We start from the raw sequence: 19272 nt of genomic DNA, 5'->3' as shown, positions 1-19272 counted from the left end.
CTCGAGAGTGCTTCAGGCGGCCTCGGTCGCACCGCGCCTGGAGACGTCGTCCCAGCTCAGCCCGAAGCGGGTGAGGTACTTCTTCAGCCGATCCGCGTCGTTGGTGCTCTGCTTCCGAGCCCGTGACTGGGCGAACAGCATGCGCCCGGCTTCCGAGAGCGTGCGCGACTGCCGGCACACGGCGATCACGTCCGCGAGTTGCACCCGATCGAACCGGTCCAGCTCCGCCGCGAGCTCGGTTCCAAGCACCTCCGCCACGAGATCCACTGAGCCCGCCGAGTTCGGAGTGGAGCCCCGCGTCCATTGTGAGCGCAGCCGCGCGAGTTCCTCGTCTACGTCCTCGCGGGTGATCCGGCCGCCTGAGGCCAGCGTGGCCATGCGCAGCACGGCTGCATTCAGGTCTCGGAAGTTGCCGCTCCATCGGGCCTCGGGAGACGTGGCGAACCGGAGGAAGTGCTCCTGGGCCTCCTTGTTCATCGTCACCCGCAGGCCCAGGGCCTCGGAGGCCTGGTCCAACTCGTAGAGCAGGTTGGGAGGGATGTCCTCGGGACGCTCTCGCAGAGCGGGCAGCTGGAACGTCCACAGGTTGATGCGTGCCAGCAGGTCCTCCCGGAAGCGCCCTCGCTCCACTTCGATCTGGAGGTCCCGGTTCGTTCCGGCGATGAGCTGGAAGTCGCTCTCCACCTCCTTGTCCGAGCCCACCGGCAGGAAGCGCTTGTCCTCCAGCGCTCGCAGCAGCATGGCCTGCTCGTCCGCGCCCAACTCGCCAATCTCATCCAGGAACAGCACGCCCCCGTTCGCCTGCCGCAGCAGGCCGGGCCTATCACTCACCGCTCCCGTGAATGCTCCCTTCACATGGCCGAACAGCGCGGACATGGCCGCATCTCCACGCAGTGTGGCGCAGTTGAGATCCACGAACGGCCCGCCCACCTGCCTCCGGGTCTTCTTCAACGCGTAGATGCGCCGCGCCAGTTGTGACTTGCCGGCCCCCGTGGGCCCGGTGATGAGCAGCGGCGCCCGAGACTGGATGGCCACCTGCTCGATGCGCTCGATGAGCCGGTTGAACGCGGCATTGCGCGTGTCGATGCCTGCCTTGAGGAAGGATAGGGCCTCGCGCTGCTCCTGCTCGAAGCGAGCCGCCAGCTTGTCGTACTTCGACAGATCCAGATCGATCAGCGTGTACAAACCCGCACCGCCCAGCCCCTTGTCCCGCCCGGACGGCGGAGAGGTCTGCACCAGCCTCGCGGGGATGTGCCGGCTCTCCACCAGGAGGAACATGGAGATCTGCGCGATGTGCGTCCCCGTGGTGATGTGGACGAGGTAGTCCTCCTGCTCGGGCTGGAACGGGTAGCTCCGCGCGTAGTCCAGCAGCGCCCCATACACCTGTTCCAGGTCCCACGGGTTGCGGATGTCCACCACCGAGCCGCGCACCTCCGTCTCCGGAGACACCTGGCGGATGTCCTCCGTCACCGTCGCCGCCAGCACCGTGGCCGTGGGTGGGTAGAGCAGCTCCAGCCGACTCACCAACAGGTCCTCCTGCTGGCACAGCGCCACCGTGGGTCTCCACTTCTCCCACCGCCTCGGGCCCTGCCCCTGGTCGATGTTCGTCCCGAGCATCCCGATGACCACTGTCTTCCGCGCCTGTGCCTTCGCCATGCGGATACGACTTTATCCCAAAGGATAGGAATCCAGCCAGCCACGGGAGCCGCTGCCCTCGGAGAGTGGGTTGGCACGGCGGCTGCTCTACCTCCCCCCGTGCCCGGCACATGGGTTGGGCGAACAAACGGAAGGCAAGGCCATGAATCGCAACTACGAGGTGTTGTCGGACGAGACGGGGAAGAACCCCATCAAGGCGTGGACGGTCGGTGTCCCCTTCGAGGATGAGGCGAAGAAGCAGCTGAAGAACCTCGCGGGCCTGCCCTTCATCCACAAGTGGATCGCGGCGATGCCGGATGTGCACCGCGGGTACGGCGCGACGGTCGGCTCGGTCGTCCCCACGGTGGGCGCCATCATCCCCGCGGCGGTGGGAGTGGACATCGGTTGCGGGATGATCGCCGTGCGCACCACGCTGCGCGCCGATCAGCTGCCGGATAACCTGGCTCCGGTGCGCGCCGTCATCGAGCGCGCCGTGCCGCACGGCCGTACGGACAACGGGGGCCGCAACGATCGCGGCGCGTGGCAGGACGCGCCGGCCATGCACCGTGAGGCGTGGGCTCGCCTGAAGCCCGGGTACGACGCCATTCTCGAGAAGCACCCGCGGCTGGGCCGTGGGCCGGACCTGGGTCACCTCGGGACGCTCGGGACGGGGAACCACTTCATCGAGCTGTGCCTGGACGAGTCCGAGAACGTGTGGGTGATGCTGCACTCCGGTTCGCGCGGAGTGGGTAACCGCATCGGAAGCCACTTCATCGGGCTGGCGAAGGAGGACATGCGTCGCTTCTTCATCCACCTGCCGGATGCGGACCTGGCGTACCTGCCGGAGGGGACGGAGCACTTCCAGGACTACGTGCGAGCGGTGGAGTGGGCGCAGGAGTACGCGGCCACCAACCGGCAGCTGATGCTGGACTCGGTGGTGCATGCCCTGAAGGCGTCGCAGCTGCTGCCGGCCTTCGGGCTGACGGACGCGGCGGTGAACTGCCACCACAACTACGTGGCGCGTGAGCACCACTACGGGAAGAACTGCTTCGTGACGCGCAAGGGCGCGGTGCGGGCGCGCGAGGGAGACCTCGGGATCATCCCCGGCAGCATGGGGGCGCGTTCGTACATCGTCCGCGGGAAGGGGAACGCGGAGGCGTTCGACTCGTGCAGCCACGGCGCGGGCCGGGTGATGTCGCGTGAGGCGGCGAAGAAGCGGTTCACGCTCGAGGACCACGCGAAGGCGACGGCGGGGATCGAGTGCCGCAAGGACGTGGACGTCATCGACGAGACGCCGGGTGCCTACAAGCCCATCGACGCGGTGATGGCGGCGCAGGCGGACCTGGTGGAAGTGGTGCACACGCTGCGGCAGGTGGTGTGTGTGAAGGGCTGACCCGGAGTGAGCCGCGAGGTGACCATGCCGGGATAGCGACATTCGAGGCGCCCGTTCCCTCCGAGACCGTTTGCAACGGTCGCTAGGATGGGGGAGCGGGCGCCGCTACTTTTGCAGCAGAGGGATTTGTCATGGTGCGAATCGACGGTTCGAAGGGAGAGGGTGGCGGCCAGGTGCTGCGCACGTCGTTGGCGTTGTCGCTGGTGACGGGGACGCCGTTCCAGATGGTGAACATCCGCGCGGGGCGGCAGAAGCCGGGGCTGTTGCGCCAGCACCTGACGGCGGTGAAGGCGGCGGCGGAGGTGGGGGCGGCGGAGGTGGTGGGCGCGGAGATGGGCTCGCGAGAGCTGACGTTCAAGCCGCGGGCGCTGTCGGCGGGGAACTACTTCTTCGCGGTGGGGACGGCGGGGAGCGCGACGCTGGTGCTGCAGACGGTGTTGCCGGCGCTGATGCTGGCGAGCGGGCCGTCGACGCTGGTGTTGGAGGGAGGGACGCACAACCCGATGGCGCCGCCGTTCGACTTCCTGGAGAAGGCGTACTTCCCGTTGGTGAGGCGGATGGGGCCGAAGGTGGAGGCGGTGCTGGAGCGGCACGGCTTCTTCCCGGCGGGAGGAGGGAAGTTCCGGGTGAACGTGGAGCCGGCTCCGTTGAAGCCTTTGACGCTGCTGGAGCGCGGGGAGGTGAAGCGGCGGATGGCGACGGCGCTCATTGGCCAGATTCCGTTCGATGTGGCGAAGCGGGAGCTGGCCACGGTGGAGCAGGCGCTGAAGTGGAAGCCGTACGAGCTGCGGACGGAGGAGCTGAAGCGCTCGGTGGGGCCGGGCAACGTGCTGTGGCTGGAGGTGGAGAGCGAGCACGTGACGGAGGTGTTCACGGCCTTCGGTGAGCGGGGCGTGAGGGCGGAGGAGGTGGCGGGCAACGCGGTGGAGGAGGCGAGGCGCTACCTGGACGCGGAGGTGCCGGTGGGGGAGCACCTATGCGATCAGCTCTTGTTGCTGCTGGCGCTGGCGAAGGGGGGCACGTTCCGCACGCTACCGTTGGATGGGCACGCGGAGACGCAGCTTGAGACGTTCAAGCACTTCCTGGATGTGAAGGTGGAGGTCCGGGAGGTGACGCGCGAGGTCCGGGAGGTGGAGGTGCGGAGCTGAACATCAACCAAAGTAATAACTGGTCAATCTCAAGGTGGGCCTATGGCAAGCAAAGCGCGCAGGAATTCAAGAAGTGAACATCGGGATGTGGTGGCGACGTTTTGTCGGCAGATTCGAGCCCGGTCGGCTGAGAACATGCATGCTATTCATCAACTGAGTCGCGCTGGGTTGCACGGTGTCTGCGTTGGGCTTCTTCGTCAAGAACTTGACTCGATGGTCCGGGTCATCTTCTTGCTTGGTATAAGCGATAAAGCAGAGCGTTTTGCTCTCATTCGTGCCTCCGTTGAAGGGGAGATGTGGAGGCATTCAGGCGGTCGTCGGAATCGAATAACTGATGGGGAGATGGTGCGGTTCGCCCAGAAGCTGCACAACTGGACCGAATCGGTTTATCGGTTTGGCTGTGCGTTTATACACCTCTCTGAAAAGCATGATTATCTGGCTCGAGACCCCTTGCGCGCGCTGCCGAAGTCTGAGCAGAGGGATATTATCGAGCATCTCCGCTATTATCATGGTCATCCCAGAGAAGAGAATCCAGGGTTTGCGGAAATTGTTCCATTGGTGCCTCGTGTGTTTGAGAAGATCGCAAGCAACTTGCGCGTCTATGTTGAGAGGCTTGAGCATGGTAAGAGTCTCGAAATGGGTTAGCGCATTGGTGTAGTGAAGAGTCGTGGTACTGGTTGTGGTTTGGGCTGGTCTGCCGACTGGGGGCTCAGTGTTATGCTAGATCTCAACATGTCCCGGTCTCATGACACCAAGTCTCGTAACATCAGGCTGCTCAACCTTGGCGGTGCTCCCCTGCCCTTGATGCAACCCCACGCTGGGAACCCTGACATTTGGCATCAGCGCTGTGTTGTGGAGAGGAAGGCTCGTGTTCCTGCCACGTCCGCGTTGGAATCTGCGTGGAGACTCGCTGGGTAACGATGCAGAGTGCCATCGCGTGGCGCATGTGGATCCAGCAGCCTCTAGTGGACTGTCCGCGAAATCTTTCAACATAGTCAGGAGCGGTGCCGATCCACCCACTGGTGCATCTTGGCCCGCGTCCAGGACCAAGTGAACGGGTGGGCGTAGAGGCGGTTGTACTCGGGCCAACTGGCGTCGAGGTGGGCGCTGAGTTCGGCGCGGCTCTTCCAGCTTCCTCTCTGAAGATAGGGCTGGCGCCGTTGTCCCAGATGAGATGGATGCGACGAGCATCTCGGTGCTCTCCCAGCAGCTGAGGCAGCACGGCCCGCAGGGAGGCGGAGTCGTTGTGCTCCAGACACCAGCCCCGCATCAGCCCGGTGGGCACCACCAGCTTAACGAGGAAGTTCACCGTGCCGTGCCGCACGTACTCGAACTCCTGCTGCTCGATGAGGCCCGGCCGCATCGTGCGCGTGGGGCGACGACGCTCCAGGGCCTGGATGTTGGGCTTCTCATCCACGCACAAGACGACCTCTCCCTGCTCCGCAAGAGCGACGACATGCTCGTAGCACCAGAGGACCTTTGCTGCCTGAGCGCGGAAGGTCTCATCGGGAACCGGCGTCTTCCAGTAGCGGGAGCGGTGAGGTTGCAATTCGGCATCCCGGAGGATGAGGGCCACGGTGGAGTGGGAGATGGTTGACGCGATGCCTTGTCGTCGCGCAGCCAACGCCAGGCTGCGAGTGGACCAGTGGGTCATGTGCAGACCGATGCCTGCTGGCTCACAGCAGGCCAGCCGCTCCACCTCGACCCGCTGGAGGGGGGGAAAGCCGCCTGGGGCGGCCCGAGCGCGGCGCATCATCCACAGCCGCTACGCCCCAGCGCTCGAAGCGCCGGCACAGCGCCCAAATGGTGGTCCGATCCAATTCGAACCGCTCCGCCAGCTCCGAGACGATGGTGTCCTGCTCGTTCATCGCCAGCAGGATGCGTGCCCGACGGGCTATGCGCTGCTCGATCCGTCCATCTCGTACCAGAGCCCGAAGGTAGGTCACCTCTTCTGGCGACAGGTGCACAAGTCGTGGAGGGCGTCTCCTCATCCACCAGAGTTAGGCATTCCCCACGACTATGTCGAATTACTTCGCGGACAGTCCACTAGCTCGTTCGCGCTCACATTGGCTCACTTCTCCCAGGCCCCGCGCTTCGCTCGCGAGGCGGAATTGCTCTCGCGCAGTTGCCACCCGCCATGTGCCTCGGCTTCACGATCATGGCCTGTGTGCGGAGAAGACTGCTCTCCGCACGATATTGCTGATTGAGCAGGTTTGTCGGGGGCGAGGGATAATCTGGAGGCTGCCGCCACGGGAGATCCTCATGACGCCCTCGTTGTTGCTCCTGCTGCTGTTAGCGCAGGCTCATGGCCTGGACGCGCCGTCCGAAGTCGCGCCCGCTACCGAATCGGCCGAGGGATGGCACTACCTGACGCGCGGGGAGGCGACCACGCTGGCCCTCCTGCCGCGAGGGGGGGTGGGTTCGCGGGAGGGCTTCTTGCAAGTGGAGCCTACGCTGGTGGTGGACGGTGGCGAGGAGTTCGGGCTCAACGTGGGCGCCCCGGTGCGGCTGTGGCTGTGGGGCGGAGAGGCGGGCGCGGGGCGGGTGCGGCGGGAGGATTGGGACAGCCTCTCGGACTGGGGGCAGTTGGTGCGAGCCCTGAAGCTGGGCAGCGACGCGTCCCCGGTGGCGCTGAGAGTGGGGGCGCTGGAGGGCTATAGCCTGTTGTCGGGACACCTGGTGCGGCGCTACTCCAACCGCGCCAACCCGGACTACCACCCGGCGGGCGCCTTCCTCACCGGCAGGCGGGGTCCACTCTACGTGGAGGTGTTCGCCTCGGACGTGCTGAGCGCTCGTCTCATGGGAGTGCAAGCCGAGGTGGATCTGGCACATGTCTTCACCGGCGCGCCCCCCGAGCCGGGGCGCTACACGCTGGGACTTTCCGCGGTGCGGGGCTGGGGCAGGGCCGGGGGAGAGTCGCCGCCAGTGACGCTGGCGCATGTGGATGGCACGGCGGTGCTGGTGGTGCGCCCGGGTTTCGAACTGCACGTGCTGGGCGGCTGGGGAAAGCGGTCAGGCGAGGCAGGCGCCTGGGGAGCGGTGGCTGGCGTGGGGGCGGACGCGCTCACTCTCACATTGGACATGAAGCTACGGGTGGAGGTGCGGCGGCAGCACGGGGGCTTCCGCCAGGGGTACTTCGGTCCGGACTACGAGCTTTCCCGTTGGAATGGGGTGGGCACCTCCGGGTCGTCGGTGGAGCCGGCACTCTTCCCGGAGGGCTTCTCCGCCTACGGTGAGGTGGAGGTGGGCTGGGATGGGGTGCGGTTAGGCGAACTGCTGCAACGCCACTTGTACCTGTCGCTGGCCGCGGAGGTGTTTGACTGGGGCCGCGTGGACGTGGATGGGCGCCTGGCGCTCCAAGTGGCCGGTCGGCGCATGGAGGTGGCCGTGAATGGGCTGGCGCTGGGCTTGGGCCAGCTGGGGGCGCGCCACCTGTACTCAGGGGAGCTGCGCTGGCGCTTTGCCAGCAGGTTGTACGCGCTGGTCCAGGGTGGCACGCGGCTCTACCCGAGGGCGGATAGGACGTTGCGCCCGGTGGCCTTCGCCGTCTTCGGCCTGGGGGTGGATAATGCGCGCTGAGGCTCTGAGGCGAAGGTGGTGGGGGCTGCTGGTGGGCGCCGCCCTGTTCACCACCGGCTGCGCCACGCTGTCTGCGTCGCCTGGGCCAGGCAACACCCACGGTCCTCCCGCGGTGTTGCGAGAGGAGGCTGCGGCCAGTGCCCTTTGGGCTCAAGCTCCCTCCTCAGCCTCTCCCGAGGAGGAGAGACCGCGAGCGCGGCTGCGGCGCCGCCACGGCCCAACCGTGGTGGGCACGGAGGTGGCCCTGGTGAGCCCGGAGGAGATGGCCGTGCGCGCGGCGGCCCGTGCGGAGCCCTCCATCCAGGGCTCGCCCTGGTGCGGGGGCCTGCCAGTACCGGAAGGCTGGCCGGACTACTCTTCCTGGCGGGATGAAGAGCTGCTGGCGCCCTTCTTCCAGTGCGCCTCACCTGCGGAGTTCCTCGTGTTGCAGCGCCGGGTGGACATGCCCCGGCTGGTGGAGGTGTTGGAGGACTGGTCCGCCGTGAGACTCGGCGCGCTGGGGCCCATGGAGGGTCCGGCCGCGCAGGTGCTCCAGCGCAAGCGCTTCTCCTTCCTCGTCTCCGCCACTCAGAGGTACGGGGCCTACGCCCAGGTGCTCACCCTCTTCCTCGTCGACACCGCCTTCGATGACGAGGTGCGCGAGCTGTTGGTGCTGCTGTCCAAGGACAAGCAACTGGAACAGACGCTGGGGCAGATGGAGGCGGTGCGCGAGGCGTTGGAGCGGCGCGGCTTCCAACTCTCGGACTACCCGGATCGGGAGGAGCAACTCCGGGACGTGGTGCGAGGCCTGGGCCGCGCCGTCGACGACGTGGGCGCCACGATTCCCGGTGCGGACGGGGCCAGCGGTACCCGAGTGTACGGCGCGCGAGCCGACCTGCCACCGCTCTACCAGGAAGCCTTCGACGAGACGGAGCGAGCCCTCATGAGAGAGCAGTTCTCTCCGGGCCACGTGGCGCTGGGCACCTTTGACTCCATGACGTTCGGAGTGCCGCTGGGCTTCTACTACCTGGCGGCGGGGACGGGGCATGGAGTGTCTTCGCTGTACCAGGGCCGCCACGAGCAGGCCGCGCGGGAACTGGCGCCCGCGGCGCTGATGGTGGGCCTGTACGCGGGCGGCAAGGGTGGGCGCTACCTCTCCGAGGCCAAGGTGGCCGCGGGCTTCGGGGACAGAGGAGTGCGGCTCCAGGTGCCCGGACTGCGCTTGCAGGTGCTCAAGGAGGTGGTGGAGCGGCTGCGGGAGCGGCTGGGTGAGGAGGGCCTCGGGCAGTTGGCGCGGCTCATCCAGGGCCGGCGCGAGGTGGCTGTCATGGTCGCCGCCGGAGGAGAGCCGGTGGCCATGGCTCTCTACGAGGCCCGAGGCGATCTGGCCAAAGCGCAGGCCGTGTTGTCCCAGGCGAAGCCCGAGCCTCGGAACTCCACCCGGCCCATGGCAGGTGCAGGCAAGAGCCCCGGCGGGGCTGCCTCTTTGGTGGAGGAGGGGACGAGCCCCACTCCGAAGAAGGCGGGAGCCGGAGGACTCCTTGGCGGTGTGGCCTCGCTCGTGGACGAATCCGTGGGCCACACTGCGGAGGTGGTCCAAGCCAAGCTGACGCTGGCGGAAATGGAGACGCCCGGCGCGCGCCTTCCCGCGAACGTGGCGTGGTTGGAGCACAACCGCCCAGCGCTGGAGACCCCGCCGCCTGGAGTGCCCGAGGCTTCCGTGCTTTGGGGCGAGTACGTGGCCTATCGGGAGGGGCGCCTCTCCGAGTTGAAGGCGGGCAAGAAGGCCCAAGGGCCTCTCTCCTGGGAGAACTACGAGTGGCTGCGAGTGCGGTTCGCCCGAGGGCTGGCGTTCGAGCGGGTCATGGTGGCCCTGCTGCGCGCGGACGCGGCACTGCCTCGGGCGCAACGGTTCTGGCTCAAGGACTTCGTCGATCCTCTCATCGAGACCACTGTGGGGGTAGCGAAGGAGGGCCAACCCGGCGTCCGCTTCGCGGACGTGCTCGTGATCGAGAGGCAGCCCCCTGCGGGCGAGCCTCCGCGCGTGGAGTCCTTCAGCTTGAAGAGCCGCGATTTCAGCTCCGTGCTGGATCCAAGCCCCTTGACGGCGCAGATGAGGGCGGATGCGAGCGCGGCCCTGGCGTATTATGGCGAGACGGTGAACATCCGCCGCGACTCGCTCAAATACCTCGGTCCCAAGGTGCAGGTCCAACAGGTCCGCCTCATCTATGAGGGCGGGAGACTCAAGCCTAAAGCTCCGGCTGTGTTGCAGACAGCCATGAAAAGAGTCCAGGAGGAGGTCAAGGGCGTGGAGGTGCGGGTCCAATGAAGCGGTTGATGCTTGGCGAGATGAGGCCGGACGACGACCTGACTTTTCACTTCGAGGGGACCTTCAACCCGCAGGCTCCGCTGGAGCGCGAGTTGGAGCCCTTCCTTCAAGCCCTTGAGACATTCGCGGGCGATTGGATGCCGGACGTCGTCGAGGGCAAGCGGCGACGTAAATACTCTCGGGCCGCTATCTGGAAAGGCTTGGAGGAGGCGCGCCGCGAGGAGGCCACGGACATCGGGCTCTATCGCACGAAGTGGCCCGCGCTGAGCCTGACGCCCTGGCTCTTGTTCACGCCTGACAAGCCCAAGCTGGACGTCAGTCTGAGCCTACGACCCCTCTCCTTCTTCACGGAGGAGCGCAGTCGCAACTTCGTGGACATGGTCCGCGCCTGGGCTTCCTACTATCCCGTCACTCACGCCGACGCCAACAGCGAGGCGGAGATCGAGTTGGCGAACGCTCCCTACTACGGCCGCGACATGCAAACCTCGATACGAGATGGGTTCGACAAGATCTACGAGGTCTCCTGGCTCAACGTCTTCGGCCCGAAACTCGTGGAACTTGTCGGCCGCGAGCGAATGCTGTCCACGCCGGCCCATCGGGTGGAGGCACTCCCCAACGGTTCCATCCTCTTGGTGACCTGGCCTACTGCCGCGGACTTCGCCCGAGAGGAGGCGCGCCAGGCTCAGGCTCGAGCCTTCGTCCACCTCCGGCCAGACCTCGACTTCGAAACGGTCCTGCGCACGCTGCGTGAGCACAGTGCCGCGCTCGTCCCCGTCGAGCCCCACTTTCACCCGGACGTGGCTCCCCTCCTGGCTCGCGTGGTGGACGACGTCGTCATCAGCCAGCGCCAGCGGAAGCTTGCGGAGTTCAACGCTTGGAAGCCGCCCGAGCCGGAGGAGTGGTTACCTGCGGACGCCGCGCTGCCTCCGGACGTGACCGACCCCAAGGCCGCCTGCGAGCACTACTCACTGCTCGCGGAGCACCTCGTGGCGCTCCTGCACACCAAGGTGCCCTCGGTCTTCAAGCAAACCCCCGAGTCGCTCACGGACGTGGACTACCAGTTCTGGCATGAGGAGTTCCCCCGAGTCTTCGAGCGCCGCGACATCGATGAGCACGCTGTGCCTGCGGTGGGCGCGTATCTGGGCGAGGTGCTGGTCCGCAACCTGGGCGGGAAGTGGATCCCGCGCAAAAAGCTTGAGGAGGCGCAGGTGCGCGTGGGCAACCGGGCGTGGCTTCCGTTCCTCCGGGCGCACCGGTACATGCGCTCGTGCCAGTCGCTGCTGGACTACTCCCTCACCCAGCTCTTCCGCGTCGCCGTGCATCACCGCACTTGATGATGGAGGAGGCTGGGGCCAGGGGTGTTCGCCTCCTTCGGCCCGGGAGGTGTCGGCAAAAAATGAGCGCCGCCGGATCTGGTTGAACCTCAGAAGTCCTTGGTGGAAGGGCGCGTTTCCCTCGCTCGTGTCAGTACCGCCCGCCGCCCACCGCGCTGACGATGGCAGACAGCACGCGGTTCTCCACGCCCCACACTGCCTTGTTCATGCCCTTGAGGCCCGCGCCCCGCAGGTAGTCCGTGAAGTCATGCAGCGCGGTGGAGCGCTGCAGCCCCTCGGTCGGAGCAGCGAAGATGAACACGTCCGGTGCTCCCGTCATGCCCAGGCCGGGTGAGGCCTGCGAGAGCGCCTTCGGATCCACGCCCGTGGCCGCCGCCAGCATCGCCACCGTGAACTTGTGCGCCGGCAGCTCCCGCGCGTTGGGGATCTTCTTCAGGATCTTCGCGCTGTCCTCGGGACCGTCCGACAGCTGGTCCACCGTCATCTTCGTCATCGCCAGCAGCTGATCGTTCGTCACGTGCTTGTTGTCGATGATGGCGCGCGTGAACAGGCTCTCGATCGTGTCACCCTTGAGCTGGATGCCCGCCGCATCCGAGGAGCGCATCCGGTTGATCATCCCCGCGATCGCCTTGCCCACCTCGGTGTCCGGCCCGCCGCGCCATGCTCCCGGGATCGGCTGCGCCGCCGCTGCCTTCACCACCGGCGCGTCGAAGGTGCTCCGTCCCACCTGATCCACCGCGTTGGTCGCTGTCGTCTTCGCAGCCGTGGCCACGGGACGGGCCTCCGACTGGGCGGAAGTGGTGGCGGGCCGAAGGGTTGCGGGGCGGCGGCCGATGGGATCCATGCATGAGCTCCTGTTCAATCCGAGGGCTCCCCGGGAATGGGGAGAGACATTGGGAGCAATATCACCAGTCCCCCTCGGAAGCACAGGGGGAGGGTGATGCGCGGCTTGGGCAGGAAGCAACCGTCCAGGTAGCGCTGCAGGTGACCTTCCCGGTGAGTGGCGCCAGACCGGGAAGGGGCTGGCGGCCCCGGTCGTGCTTGTCCCCAGTGTGTGAGCTGGGGGCCGGTGCGGCCGGGGCCGTGCTGTTTCTACCGATGGCGCCAGGAGCCCCTTCCCATGGCTCGCAAGAAGCAGGAACGGCACGCCCGCAGGGCGGAGCCGACAGTGGACGTGCGTACCCCCTTCAGGTTCCCGGAGCCCCGCCAGTACATGGTGGCGGAGGCTTTGGGGAGGGCTGAGAAGGCGGCGGCCAATCTCGAGCAGTTGCTGAAGGAGATTGCCCCGCAGTTGATGGCTGACCGAGCCTCGGCTTGGCAGAAACCGGCCCTTGAGCACGCGGCGCTGCAGCTGGTGAGCTTGCGGCTGCAGCTGCGCGGGCACCAGGCGTTCTACGTCCTGGAGGTGGGCCGTGGCTAAGCCCTCCATTCAGACGCGGAAGCCGCTCCACGAGAGTGACGAGGGCGAGCTGCTGCAGCTTGCTGCTCATCTCCTCGGTAAGGCGCGCGAGGTGCTGCAGCACGTGCAGTTGCCTCTGTCCCGCAGGCAGGAGTCGGGGAGTGTGGCGGCCGCGTTCGAGTCCGGCCGGGTGCGCTCCCTCATCGACCAGGTGACGCAGCTCCGGAAGGAGACGCGGGATGTGCGGCGCTCTCTGCGGGAGGTGCGCCATGGCTGAGCGCAAGAAGCTGCGCCACTGGTTCGGCACCATGGAAGAGACTGCGTGCGGTACGCCGATGCGCAAGGTTCACGCGGGCGGCGTCGCCAGCCTTGTGCCGGATGTCACCTGCCCGGGGTGCCAGCGCTCGGAGGAGTACCAGGCCGCTGCCCGCCGCATCGGTGCGCCCGTCTCGCGGCAGAAGGGGACGCGTGTCCGTCGGTCGCGTGTTCCCGTGCTCGCGCCTGGTTGCGCGGAGCGGCTGCTGAAGCAGCTCATCGACAACGGGGGTGCCATCAAGGCGCAGCTCCTGGCCCGGGGCGTGTCCGAGCGCTCGTACCACGAGGTCTGCGCGGCCGTGCGTGCGCTGGCTGAGGGGACGGAGGTGTCCGATGGCTAGCGCCGCGGAGAAGCCCACGGAAGTGAGGCCCATCCTCCACAAGTGCACCAGGTGCACCTTCTGGACGTTTGATCCGGAAGTGCGTCGTCAGCACCACGTGGAGACGGGCCACGCGTTGAGGGAGGAGACGCTGCCTGCGGGCGTGAGTGGGATTGGGCCTCTTCCGACGGAGCCCCCGCCGGAGACGTTGCTGGACAAGCTGAAGACGGCGCAGGCCTTGGCGGAGAACCTCCACAAGGTGCTCGGTGAGGTCCTCGAGGAGCCCGAGGTCCTCAGCCTCGAGCCGGAGCGCGTTGAGGAGCTGGTCATCAACCGCACGGCCGTGTGGATGCGGCTCTGTGACATTCGTCGGCTTGTCTCAGTGGTGCAGATGCGCGCCAGGTGGGAGGCCCGCCATGGCTGATCCTTTCTCCTTCCCGGGGTTGGCGCGCAGGTGGTGCGAGAAGGGTGTGGTGGGCCTGGCAGTGGCCCAAGAGGCGCTCGAGGAGAGCGTCGGCGGCCTGTCCATGCTCGCCCTCCCCCCTGAGCTCCTCAAGCAGCTGGAGGAACTCCAGCTGCAGCTCCACACCGTGCAGCTGCGCGTGCTGCAGCTGCGCAACGGTGGACCGCTCGATCTGAGTGCCGAGACGAAGCGGCACCTGCAGGTTCCTCCGGAGGTGTCGCGATGACGGGCCAGCCGACAGCGCCCCGGCGGCGCGGTGACAAGTGCACGGCCTGCAATCTGGCTCTGCGTCCTCTGAGTTCCATCCTCCGCGACGTCCAGAATGCTCCGCGTGCTGCTGACGTCGTGGTCGTCGCGCCAACGGCGACGGTCGAGGAGTTTGACGAGCGGCTGGCTGAGGTTGTCTCGGGCCGTCTCACCCGCCTGCAGTCGGAGATCAACGGCTACTGCTACGCGTGCGCCTTCAAGCTCGAGCTGCTGAGCCACGGCGGGGGCGGAGCGGAGGATGCCCACCATGGCTGAGGTCTGCGAATGGTGCGACACGCCGCGGCGACCGCGCGCGAGCATCGACCTGGAGCTGGTCGACGCGGGCAGGTTGCTCGACCACGTCCTTCCTTCGGCCTCGCCGGGGCGGCGCTGCGACTGGCTCCAGTCGTACGTCACGACGTTGGGCAGGGAGATCTACAGCTGCTGCGTGTGGTGCGCCAACGAGTACGCGAGCGATGCGCGCGCGCGTCCGGAGGTGAACCATGGCCAGTAAACGCAACGGGCTCGAGCTCACCCTCTACAGCCCTGCGGAGCTCGCGGCGCGGAAGAGGGCGGCGGCGGCCCTCCACCGTGCGCGGATCCGTCTCGCTGAGGCCGTGGAAGACCTTGATGGGGCAAGCTCCATCCTCGAGGCGGTGCCCAGCAGTGCGAGGTGCATGACAGAGGCCTCTGTCACCTGGACCCTCGCGCGGGTCGTCGCGGCGCTGAGGACTGAGGTGCACCGCATCCGCAAGCGCGTCGAGCCGAAGGGAGGGCGGAGCCATGGCTGACACGTTTGAGGGTCCTGCGCGCCTCTACTTCCAGCGAGGGAGAGTGGTGACGCGAGAGGATGCTCTCGCGAAGGCGAAGCGCTCGCGGTTCGTGGACGCGACTGCGTTCCTCGTGTTCAGCGGGCCGTGGAAGTCCCCTCGTGGCCGTCACTCCTACGTCGTTCTGAGGTGGGCGCTCTTTGATCGTGGTTCGCAGTGTGGCGCCCCCATCCACGTGAGGGCTGACGGTCGTCTTGAGCTCGCCTCGTGGTGGGAGCGAGTCTCGATAGACCAGGTGGTATCGCCTGCCGACGAGGCTGAGCTCATGAGGCAGTGGGCGAAGGTTGAGGGGGGCCAGAGCCATGGCTGACTCCCCTGTGTGCGGCTGGGAGGGCTGCCGACGTCACGAGCGCCCCGTCAAGGCGATCGCTGAGGACGTGCTCACTGTCTCGGAGATGGCTGCCCCCGTCATCGGGGGCGGCCATTGGCTCAAGCGCAGGTTGTCGCAGCTGGGCTTTGAGCTGGCTGGGGTGTGTCAGCAGTGCGCGCTCGGCCTGGTCGAGAGGGTGGTGCCTGATCGCGCGCCGAGCACGTGCGGCCACCAGCGGCGTTCCATGGCGGAGGTCGTCGCGTCTCTCTCTGCGGTTGCAGAGCAGCTCCGTCAGCGTCGGTGCGAGCTCGTCCCCGGAGAAAGGGCCGTGCTGCGCGCCTGCCTGATGCAGTTCAGCTGGGAGCTTCACGCGTACTGCCTGGCCTGTGCTCGTGCGGTCGTTGAAGAGGCGGAGTTCGGGAAGAGGCCTGCTCATGCATAGCCTTCGCTCGAGCTGCTCCCGGTGCCACGACACCGGCAGGCTCCCTTCGGGCCCGGACGACAGAGACGGAGGGGACACGCTCTGCGACTGCGCTGCGGGTGACTTCCTGCTGGCAGTGCTCAACGCCGATCCTCTCGGTCCAGCCTACGCCGACGAGGACCTCGACAGTGGGCCCACGGCCGGGGATGCAGGCGTCTTCCCTCCGGACGCAGAGGACTTGAGCGAGCTCCGTCCCGCTGGGGTGTACGAGGCGGGCGAGTCTCGCCTCTTCCACCAGAAGGATGAGGGAGGCGTACTCTCGGGTACGAGGTGCAGTGTGTGCGGCTGCACGGATGCGTTGCCCTGTCCTGGTGGCTGCATCTGGGCCAACGCCTCCGCCACGCTGTGCAGCAGGTGCTCTCTCTCGGGAGGCGCCCATGGGTGAGGCTCTGCAGTTCTGGACGGAGCTCGCCCGGCTCGCGAAGCCCTGCGAGGCGAGCCGCTTCCCCGACAAGGAGGGGGACAGCGTCTGCCAGCACCATGGCGGCAAGATGGTGGAGGGCAGCCTCTGCCAGCGGGCCGCGCCTCACCGAGACGCGAAGCTCTCGACTGCGGCAGAGCCTCACCAGCTCTCCCTGTTCGACGCGGAGGGGCCAGGCAATGGCTAGTCCCTTCGTGCGCGCGCCGGGGGCCTTGCCTCTTCCCCAGTGGGAGGACACTCCGCCCGTGCTCGAGGCGCCCCCGCGGCTCGCGTACCTGCTCAACGTGGTGGAAGCTCGAGCGAGGGACCTGCGGGAGCTCGACGAGGAGATCCGCGCCCGCAACCCGCGTCCGCCCGAGCCACCCTCCGGGCGCCCGGAGCTCATCCTCGAGCCGACGCCACCAGGTGCGCCGCGCAAACGGCGCACCTCCTCTCGTCGGCGCGCTGCCCCGAGGGTCGCGCGTGTTGCGGCCGCTGCACATGAAGAGCAGGAGCTCCCCTGGGCCGACCCTGCGGACGTTGTCGAGGTGAAGCCCCTGCTCACCCTCGTTCCGCCCCCACAGGGACGGGATGAGGTGCCATGGGCGGATCCGGCCGATGTGGTGGAGCTCGGGCTGCAGCCCGTCCGCGAGGTGGCAGCGTGAGAGCCCACAGCGGCAAGTGCACGTGTGGGCGTGCTCGGCGGCCGATGCTCTCGATTGCGGCGGAGATCCGCGCCGCGGCTGACGTTGCTGACCTCATGGCGGCCCGCAGGGTTGTCGAGGATCCGCCCCCACTACCGTCGTGCGCGTCCGGAGAGCAGTACGCCGCACTGATGGCTGCCGTTGAGCTCGGCGTGTCGAGGGCACTGGTTCGTCTACATCTTGAGGACCTTGCCCTCGAGCTCGAGCACGGGCTCTGCGTGTACTGCGTGCGCGCGTTGCCCGCAGACAGGAAGGGGGCACCTCCTCGGTGACTCCTGCACGGGTGGCGGCGGCGGCTTCTCGCTCACCCTCCCCAGCAGCCCCGGGGGAGGGTGGCGAGAAGGGGGGACCAGAGTCTGATGTGCCAGCCCTCCCGAAGCCGGAGGAGATGGCACAGCCGGAGTCGTACGCGGTTGAGTGGGATCTCGCCCAACTCCTCGACGACTGCAGACGCTGTAGGGGCCTTGGCCTGGTACCGGAGCTTCTCAGCAAGAAGCCACAGCGTTGCAAGAGGTGCCACGGCCGTGGCCGTGGCCTGCGGGGCCTGGCTCGCCAGCACGAGGCGGAGCTGAAGCAACGGGAGCGCCTGCTGGGAGTGTCCGCGACGCTGATCGCTCTGTGTGCGTTGTGCCTCGGGTTCCACGGGCTGCCCGGGGTTGCGGCACAGCAGCGGCGCCGCCTCTGGGGGCGCGGGCTGCAGCTGCCCCTCCGGTTCCTCTCGATCCTGCTGGGGCGCCACCCGTCGACGATCTGCGATGCGCTCAACCAGGGCATGGAGCTCGGCCTGCTCGAGCGTCACGCGTTCGTGCGCCGGGTGGAGCTCGTCACCCATGGGCGTCTCTCCACGGCCGATGTGAAGCGGGGCAAGGGGCAGGGTGGCGGCCGGGAGCAGCGCGAACGGATCAACGTGCACGGTGTGCTGTACCTCACCCGCAGCGGCGCGGAGCTGCTCAGGGACATGGGGCGGATCCGCGCCGAGGGTGTGGAGAAGTCCGGGGGGGTTGTGGGCCGCCTGTTGACAACTCTGGCCCCGATTTTTCGCGCAGTGGCAGTTCGCTGCGCCAGCGCCCGGAAGGGCCCGACACCAGAAGGAGGAGACAACTACCCCAACAATAATTACTCCTCGTCGCCCGCTCTGCTTGTTACGGAGGGAGGTGCCCTCGGCACGGAGGCCCACGGCTCCGACCCGCCGGGTGCCCGCCGGGGGCTCCCTGCTCGCGTGGTGGACCTCCCCCCGCGCGCGCTATGTGCCCTCGGCCTCCTCAGCCCCAAGGGACGTGGCTGGCCTCGGACGCTCGACGCGCTCACGCGCTTCGAGCTCCTGCAGGTCCTCCAGGTCTTCACGAGCCCCGAGGCCCTCTGGCCTTGGCTCTGGAAGCACGGTGACGTGAAGGCCCGGCAGTGGCTGGCCAGCGAGTACGAGCGCCTCAGAGCTCGAGCTCTCGGCCGTCCATGGCACGCGAGCGGCAAACAGCAGGCTGGCCGTTGAGGGAGTCTTGCCGGACCCTCTGCTTCCCTGCCCGCCGTGCTGGCCGCGAACGCTGGAGCCTTGCCTGCATTGGGGTGCGGAGGAGGGCCGGGAACCCGGCCCAGGCGCTTTTCGTGCGTCCTGGGCCAAATGCGGCCCACCTGGGGGCCGTTGGAGGTGAGGTGGGGCGGTGCGGGCTGCCCGGGTGTTGGTTCCATCCCCGGCATCCCTGAGAGCACTGGCCCCGGGTGCCTGCATCCCCCCTCTCGGGGGGATTGACGCGGGGCGGCCTGGGCAGGGGCCGTCAGACGGAGGCCTTGCGGCGCTCGAGGTCCTTGCGCAGCGCCTGCAGGAGTTCACCGTCCTGCTTGCCGCGGAGCGTGGCCTGGGTCAGCTCGCGGTCTGCGAAGGTGAGGACGAGCTTGCGCTCTGTCTTGCCCTTCAGTGTCACCTCGACCCGAGCGGGGAAGCCTGCGCCAGCATACTTCTTGAGGAGCTCGCGCACGAGGGCGCCCGTCGTCTTCGCCACCGAGGAAAAGGAGTCCCGCGCCGGATTGAGCAGCCGCAGTTGTCTGCTGTCCTCCTCGGTTGGGGCGGCGATCGTCCCCTGCCCGCTGCAGACCTCGCACCAGTCGATGACGCCAGCCCACGGGGATACCCGGCCTGAACCGCCACAACGCGGACACGTTATCTTCTTGCCTCTGGTACGTGGGTTCGTCTTCCGGCCGAACAGCACGGCGAGGGCCGACGCCGGCGTCGGCGCGTCACCCAGGAGACTGCCTTGGTTCGGATCGTGGTCTGCGGCCGCTGCCCAGCGGCGGAAGGCATCGCCCACCTGGCGCGGGCCGAGCTCGTCGAGCATGGTGCCAAGCTTCGCGGCAGTGGCGTCGAGCTGGGAGCCATCCCCGAAGAGGGAGGCCTGACTGGCCAAGTCCGAGA

General features: G+C 67.5%; 24 protein-coding genes. 20 read left to right on the top strand and 4 right to left on the bottom strand.

Going from position 1 to position 19272, the window contains the following annotated elements:
• Positions 1-12 precede the first annotated feature (12 nt).
• Positions 13-1656, bottom strand: a complete 1644-nt coding sequence (gene rtcR, locus KY501_RS22995) for an RNA repair transcriptional activator RtcR (protein ID WP_224365401.1) — start codon at positions 1654-1656, stop codon at positions 13-15.
• 142 nt (positions 1657-1798) lie between these two features.
• On the opposite strand from rtcR, the gene KY501_RS22990 reads away from it, so the two are divergent.
• The 3 genes from KY501_RS22990 to KY501_RS22980 all read left to right on the top strand — a co-directional run bounded on the left by KY501_RS22990 (position 1799) and on the right by KY501_RS22980 (position 4821).
• Positions 1799-3028 (top strand): RtcB family protein, encoded by a 1230-nt coding sequence (locus tag KY501_RS22990; RefSeq protein ID WP_224365400.1) that lies wholly within the window; start codon positions 1799-1801, stop codon positions 3026-3028.
• Positions 3029-3159: 131 nt separating this feature from the next.
• A complete protein-coding gene (gene rtcA, locus KY501_RS22985) occupies positions 3160-4176 on the top strand; it encodes an RNA 3'-terminal phosphate cyclase (protein ID WP_224365399.1) in 1017 nt (338 codons plus the stop codon).
• A 42-nt stretch (positions 4177-4218) separates the two neighbouring features.
• Entirely contained in the window at positions 4219-4821 is a 603-nt protein-coding gene (locus KY501_RS22980; protein WP_224365398.1) for a hypothetical protein, read from the top strand.
• A gap of 1031 nt (positions 4822-5852) precedes the next feature.
• Here KY501_RS22980 and KY501_RS22970 read toward each other — a convergent pair.
• Positions 5853-6122: a helix-turn-helix domain-containing protein gene (locus KY501_RS22970; RefSeq protein WP_224365396.1), complete on the bottom strand. Its 270-nt coding sequence runs from the start codon at positions 6120-6122 to the stop codon at positions 5853-5855.
• 316 nt (positions 6123-6438) lie between these two features.
• On the opposite strand from KY501_RS22970, the gene KY501_RS22965 reads away from it, so the two are divergent.
• From KY501_RS22965 to KY501_RS22955, 3 genes are read left to right on the top strand one after another with little or no spacing between them, the layout of a single operon-like run.
• Positions 6439-7755, top strand: coding sequence for a hypothetical protein (locus KY501_RS22965; protein ID WP_224365395.1), 1317 nt, complete (start codon positions 6439-6441; stop codon positions 7753-7755).
• Positions 7745-10063, top strand: coding sequence for a hypothetical protein (locus KY501_RS22960; RefSeq protein WP_224365394.1), 2319 nt, complete (start codon positions 7745-7747; stop codon positions 10061-10063). The genes KY501_RS22965 and KY501_RS22960 overlap by 11 nt, the downstream gene beginning before the upstream one ends.
• Positions 10060-11397 (top strand): hypothetical protein, encoded by a 1338-nt coding sequence (locus tag KY501_RS22955; RefSeq protein ID WP_224365393.1) that lies wholly within the window; start codon positions 10060-10062, stop codon positions 11395-11397. The genes KY501_RS22960 and KY501_RS22955 overlap by 4 nt, the downstream gene beginning before the upstream one ends.
• 130 nt (positions 11398-11527) lie before the next feature.
• Here KY501_RS22955 and KY501_RS22950 read toward each other — a convergent pair whose 3' ends face one another.
• On the bottom strand, positions 11528-12241 hold the full coding sequence (locus KY501_RS22950; RefSeq protein WP_224365392.1) for a hypothetical protein: 714 nt from the start codon (positions 12239-12241) through the stop codon (positions 11528-11530).
• 276 nt (positions 12242-12517) lie between these two features.
• On the opposite strand from KY501_RS22950, the gene KY501_RS22945 reads away from it, so the two are divergent.
• The 14 genes from KY501_RS22945 (at position 12518) to KY501_RS22880 (ending at position 18354) form a co-directional block, all read left to right on the top strand.
• Positions 12518-12817, top strand: coding sequence for a hypothetical protein (locus tag KY501_RS22945; RefSeq protein ID WP_224365391.1), 300 nt, complete (start codon positions 12518-12520; stop codon positions 12815-12817).
• Entirely contained in the window at positions 12810-13073 is a 264-nt protein-coding gene (locus tag KY501_RS22940; protein ID WP_224365390.1) for a hypothetical protein, read from the top strand. Before KY501_RS22945 ends, KY501_RS22940 begins: the two co-directional genes overlap by 8 nt.
• Complete coding sequence (locus KY501_RS22935) at positions 13066-13452, top strand: hypothetical protein (RefSeq protein ID WP_224365389.1); 387 nt, start codon at positions 13066-13068, stop codon at positions 13450-13452. The genes KY501_RS22940 and KY501_RS22935 overlap by 8 nt, the downstream gene beginning before the upstream one ends.
• Positions 13445-13855 carry a hypothetical protein gene (locus KY501_RS22930; protein WP_224365388.1) on the top strand — a complete coding sequence of 137 codons (411 nt, stop codon included), beginning with the start codon at positions 13445-13447 and terminating at the stop codon, positions 13853-13855. The genes KY501_RS22935 and KY501_RS22930 overlap by 8 nt, the downstream gene beginning before the upstream one ends.
• Entirely contained in the window at positions 13848-14120 is a 273-nt protein-coding gene (locus tag KY501_RS22925) for a hypothetical protein (protein WP_224365387.1), read from the top strand. The genes KY501_RS22930 and KY501_RS22925 overlap by 8 nt, the downstream gene beginning before the upstream one ends.
• A complete protein-coding gene (locus tag KY501_RS22920) occupies positions 14117-14416 on the top strand; it encodes a hypothetical protein (protein ID WP_224365386.1) in 300 nt (99 codons plus the stop codon). The genes KY501_RS22925 and KY501_RS22920 overlap by 4 nt, the downstream gene beginning before the upstream one ends.
• Positions 14409-14654, top strand: a complete 246-nt coding sequence (locus tag KY501_RS22915; RefSeq protein WP_224365385.1) for a hypothetical protein — start codon at positions 14409-14411, stop codon at positions 14652-14654. The genes KY501_RS22920 and KY501_RS22915 overlap by 8 nt, the downstream gene beginning before the upstream one ends.
• On the top strand, positions 14644-14931 hold the full coding sequence (locus KY501_RS22910; protein ID WP_224365384.1) for a hypothetical protein: 288 nt from the start codon (positions 14644-14646) through the stop codon (positions 14929-14931). The genes KY501_RS22915 and KY501_RS22910 overlap by 11 nt, the downstream gene beginning before the upstream one ends.
• Positions 14924-15280 (top strand): hypothetical protein, encoded by a 357-nt coding sequence (locus KY501_RS22905; RefSeq protein ID WP_224365383.1) that lies wholly within the window; start codon positions 14924-14926, stop codon positions 15278-15280. Before KY501_RS22910 ends, KY501_RS22905 begins: the two co-directional genes overlap by 8 nt.
• Positions 15273-15722, top strand: coding sequence for a hypothetical protein (locus tag KY501_RS22900; protein ID WP_224365382.1), 450 nt, complete (start codon positions 15273-15275; stop codon positions 15720-15722). Before KY501_RS22905 ends, KY501_RS22900 begins: the two co-directional genes overlap by 8 nt.
• Positions 15715-16146, top strand: a complete 432-nt coding sequence (locus KY501_RS22895; RefSeq protein ID WP_224365381.1) for a hypothetical protein — start codon at positions 15715-15717, stop codon at positions 16144-16146. The genes KY501_RS22900 and KY501_RS22895 overlap by 8 nt, the downstream gene beginning before the upstream one ends.
• Positions 16139-16369, top strand: coding sequence for a hypothetical protein (locus KY501_RS22890; protein WP_224365380.1), 231 nt, complete (start codon positions 16139-16141; stop codon positions 16367-16369). Before KY501_RS22895 ends, KY501_RS22890 begins: the two co-directional genes overlap by 8 nt.
• The gene (locus KY501_RS22885; RefSeq protein ID WP_224365379.1) at positions 16362-16826 is read left to right on the top strand and encodes a hypothetical protein; all 465 of its coding nucleotides are present in this window, start codon (positions 16362-16364) and stop codon (positions 16824-16826) included. The genes KY501_RS22890 and KY501_RS22885 overlap by 8 nt, the downstream gene beginning before the upstream one ends.
• 634 nt (positions 16827-17460) lie before the next feature.
• Positions 17461-18354 carry a hypothetical protein gene (locus KY501_RS22880; protein WP_224365378.1) on the top strand — a complete coding sequence of 298 codons (894 nt, stop codon included), beginning with the start codon at positions 17461-17463 and terminating at the stop codon, positions 18352-18354.
• 283 nt (positions 18355-18637) lie between these two features.
• On the opposite strand, the gene KY501_RS22875 is transcribed toward KY501_RS22880, so the two are convergent.
• Positions 18638-19272 (bottom strand): DnaJ-like cysteine-rich domain-containing protein (locus tag KY501_RS22875; RefSeq protein WP_224365377.1); only part of this gene is annotated, 635 nt, incomplete at its 5' end.

Origin of the sequence: Hyalangium versicolor, from assembly GCF_020103695.1 — a bacterium.
Taxonomy (GTDB): domain Bacteria; phylum Myxococcota; class Myxococcia; order Myxococcales; family Myxococcaceae; genus Hyalangium; species Hyalangium versicolor.
Note: the sequence above shows the minus strand (reverse complement) of the source record. Positions and strands in the feature narration are given on the sequence as shown.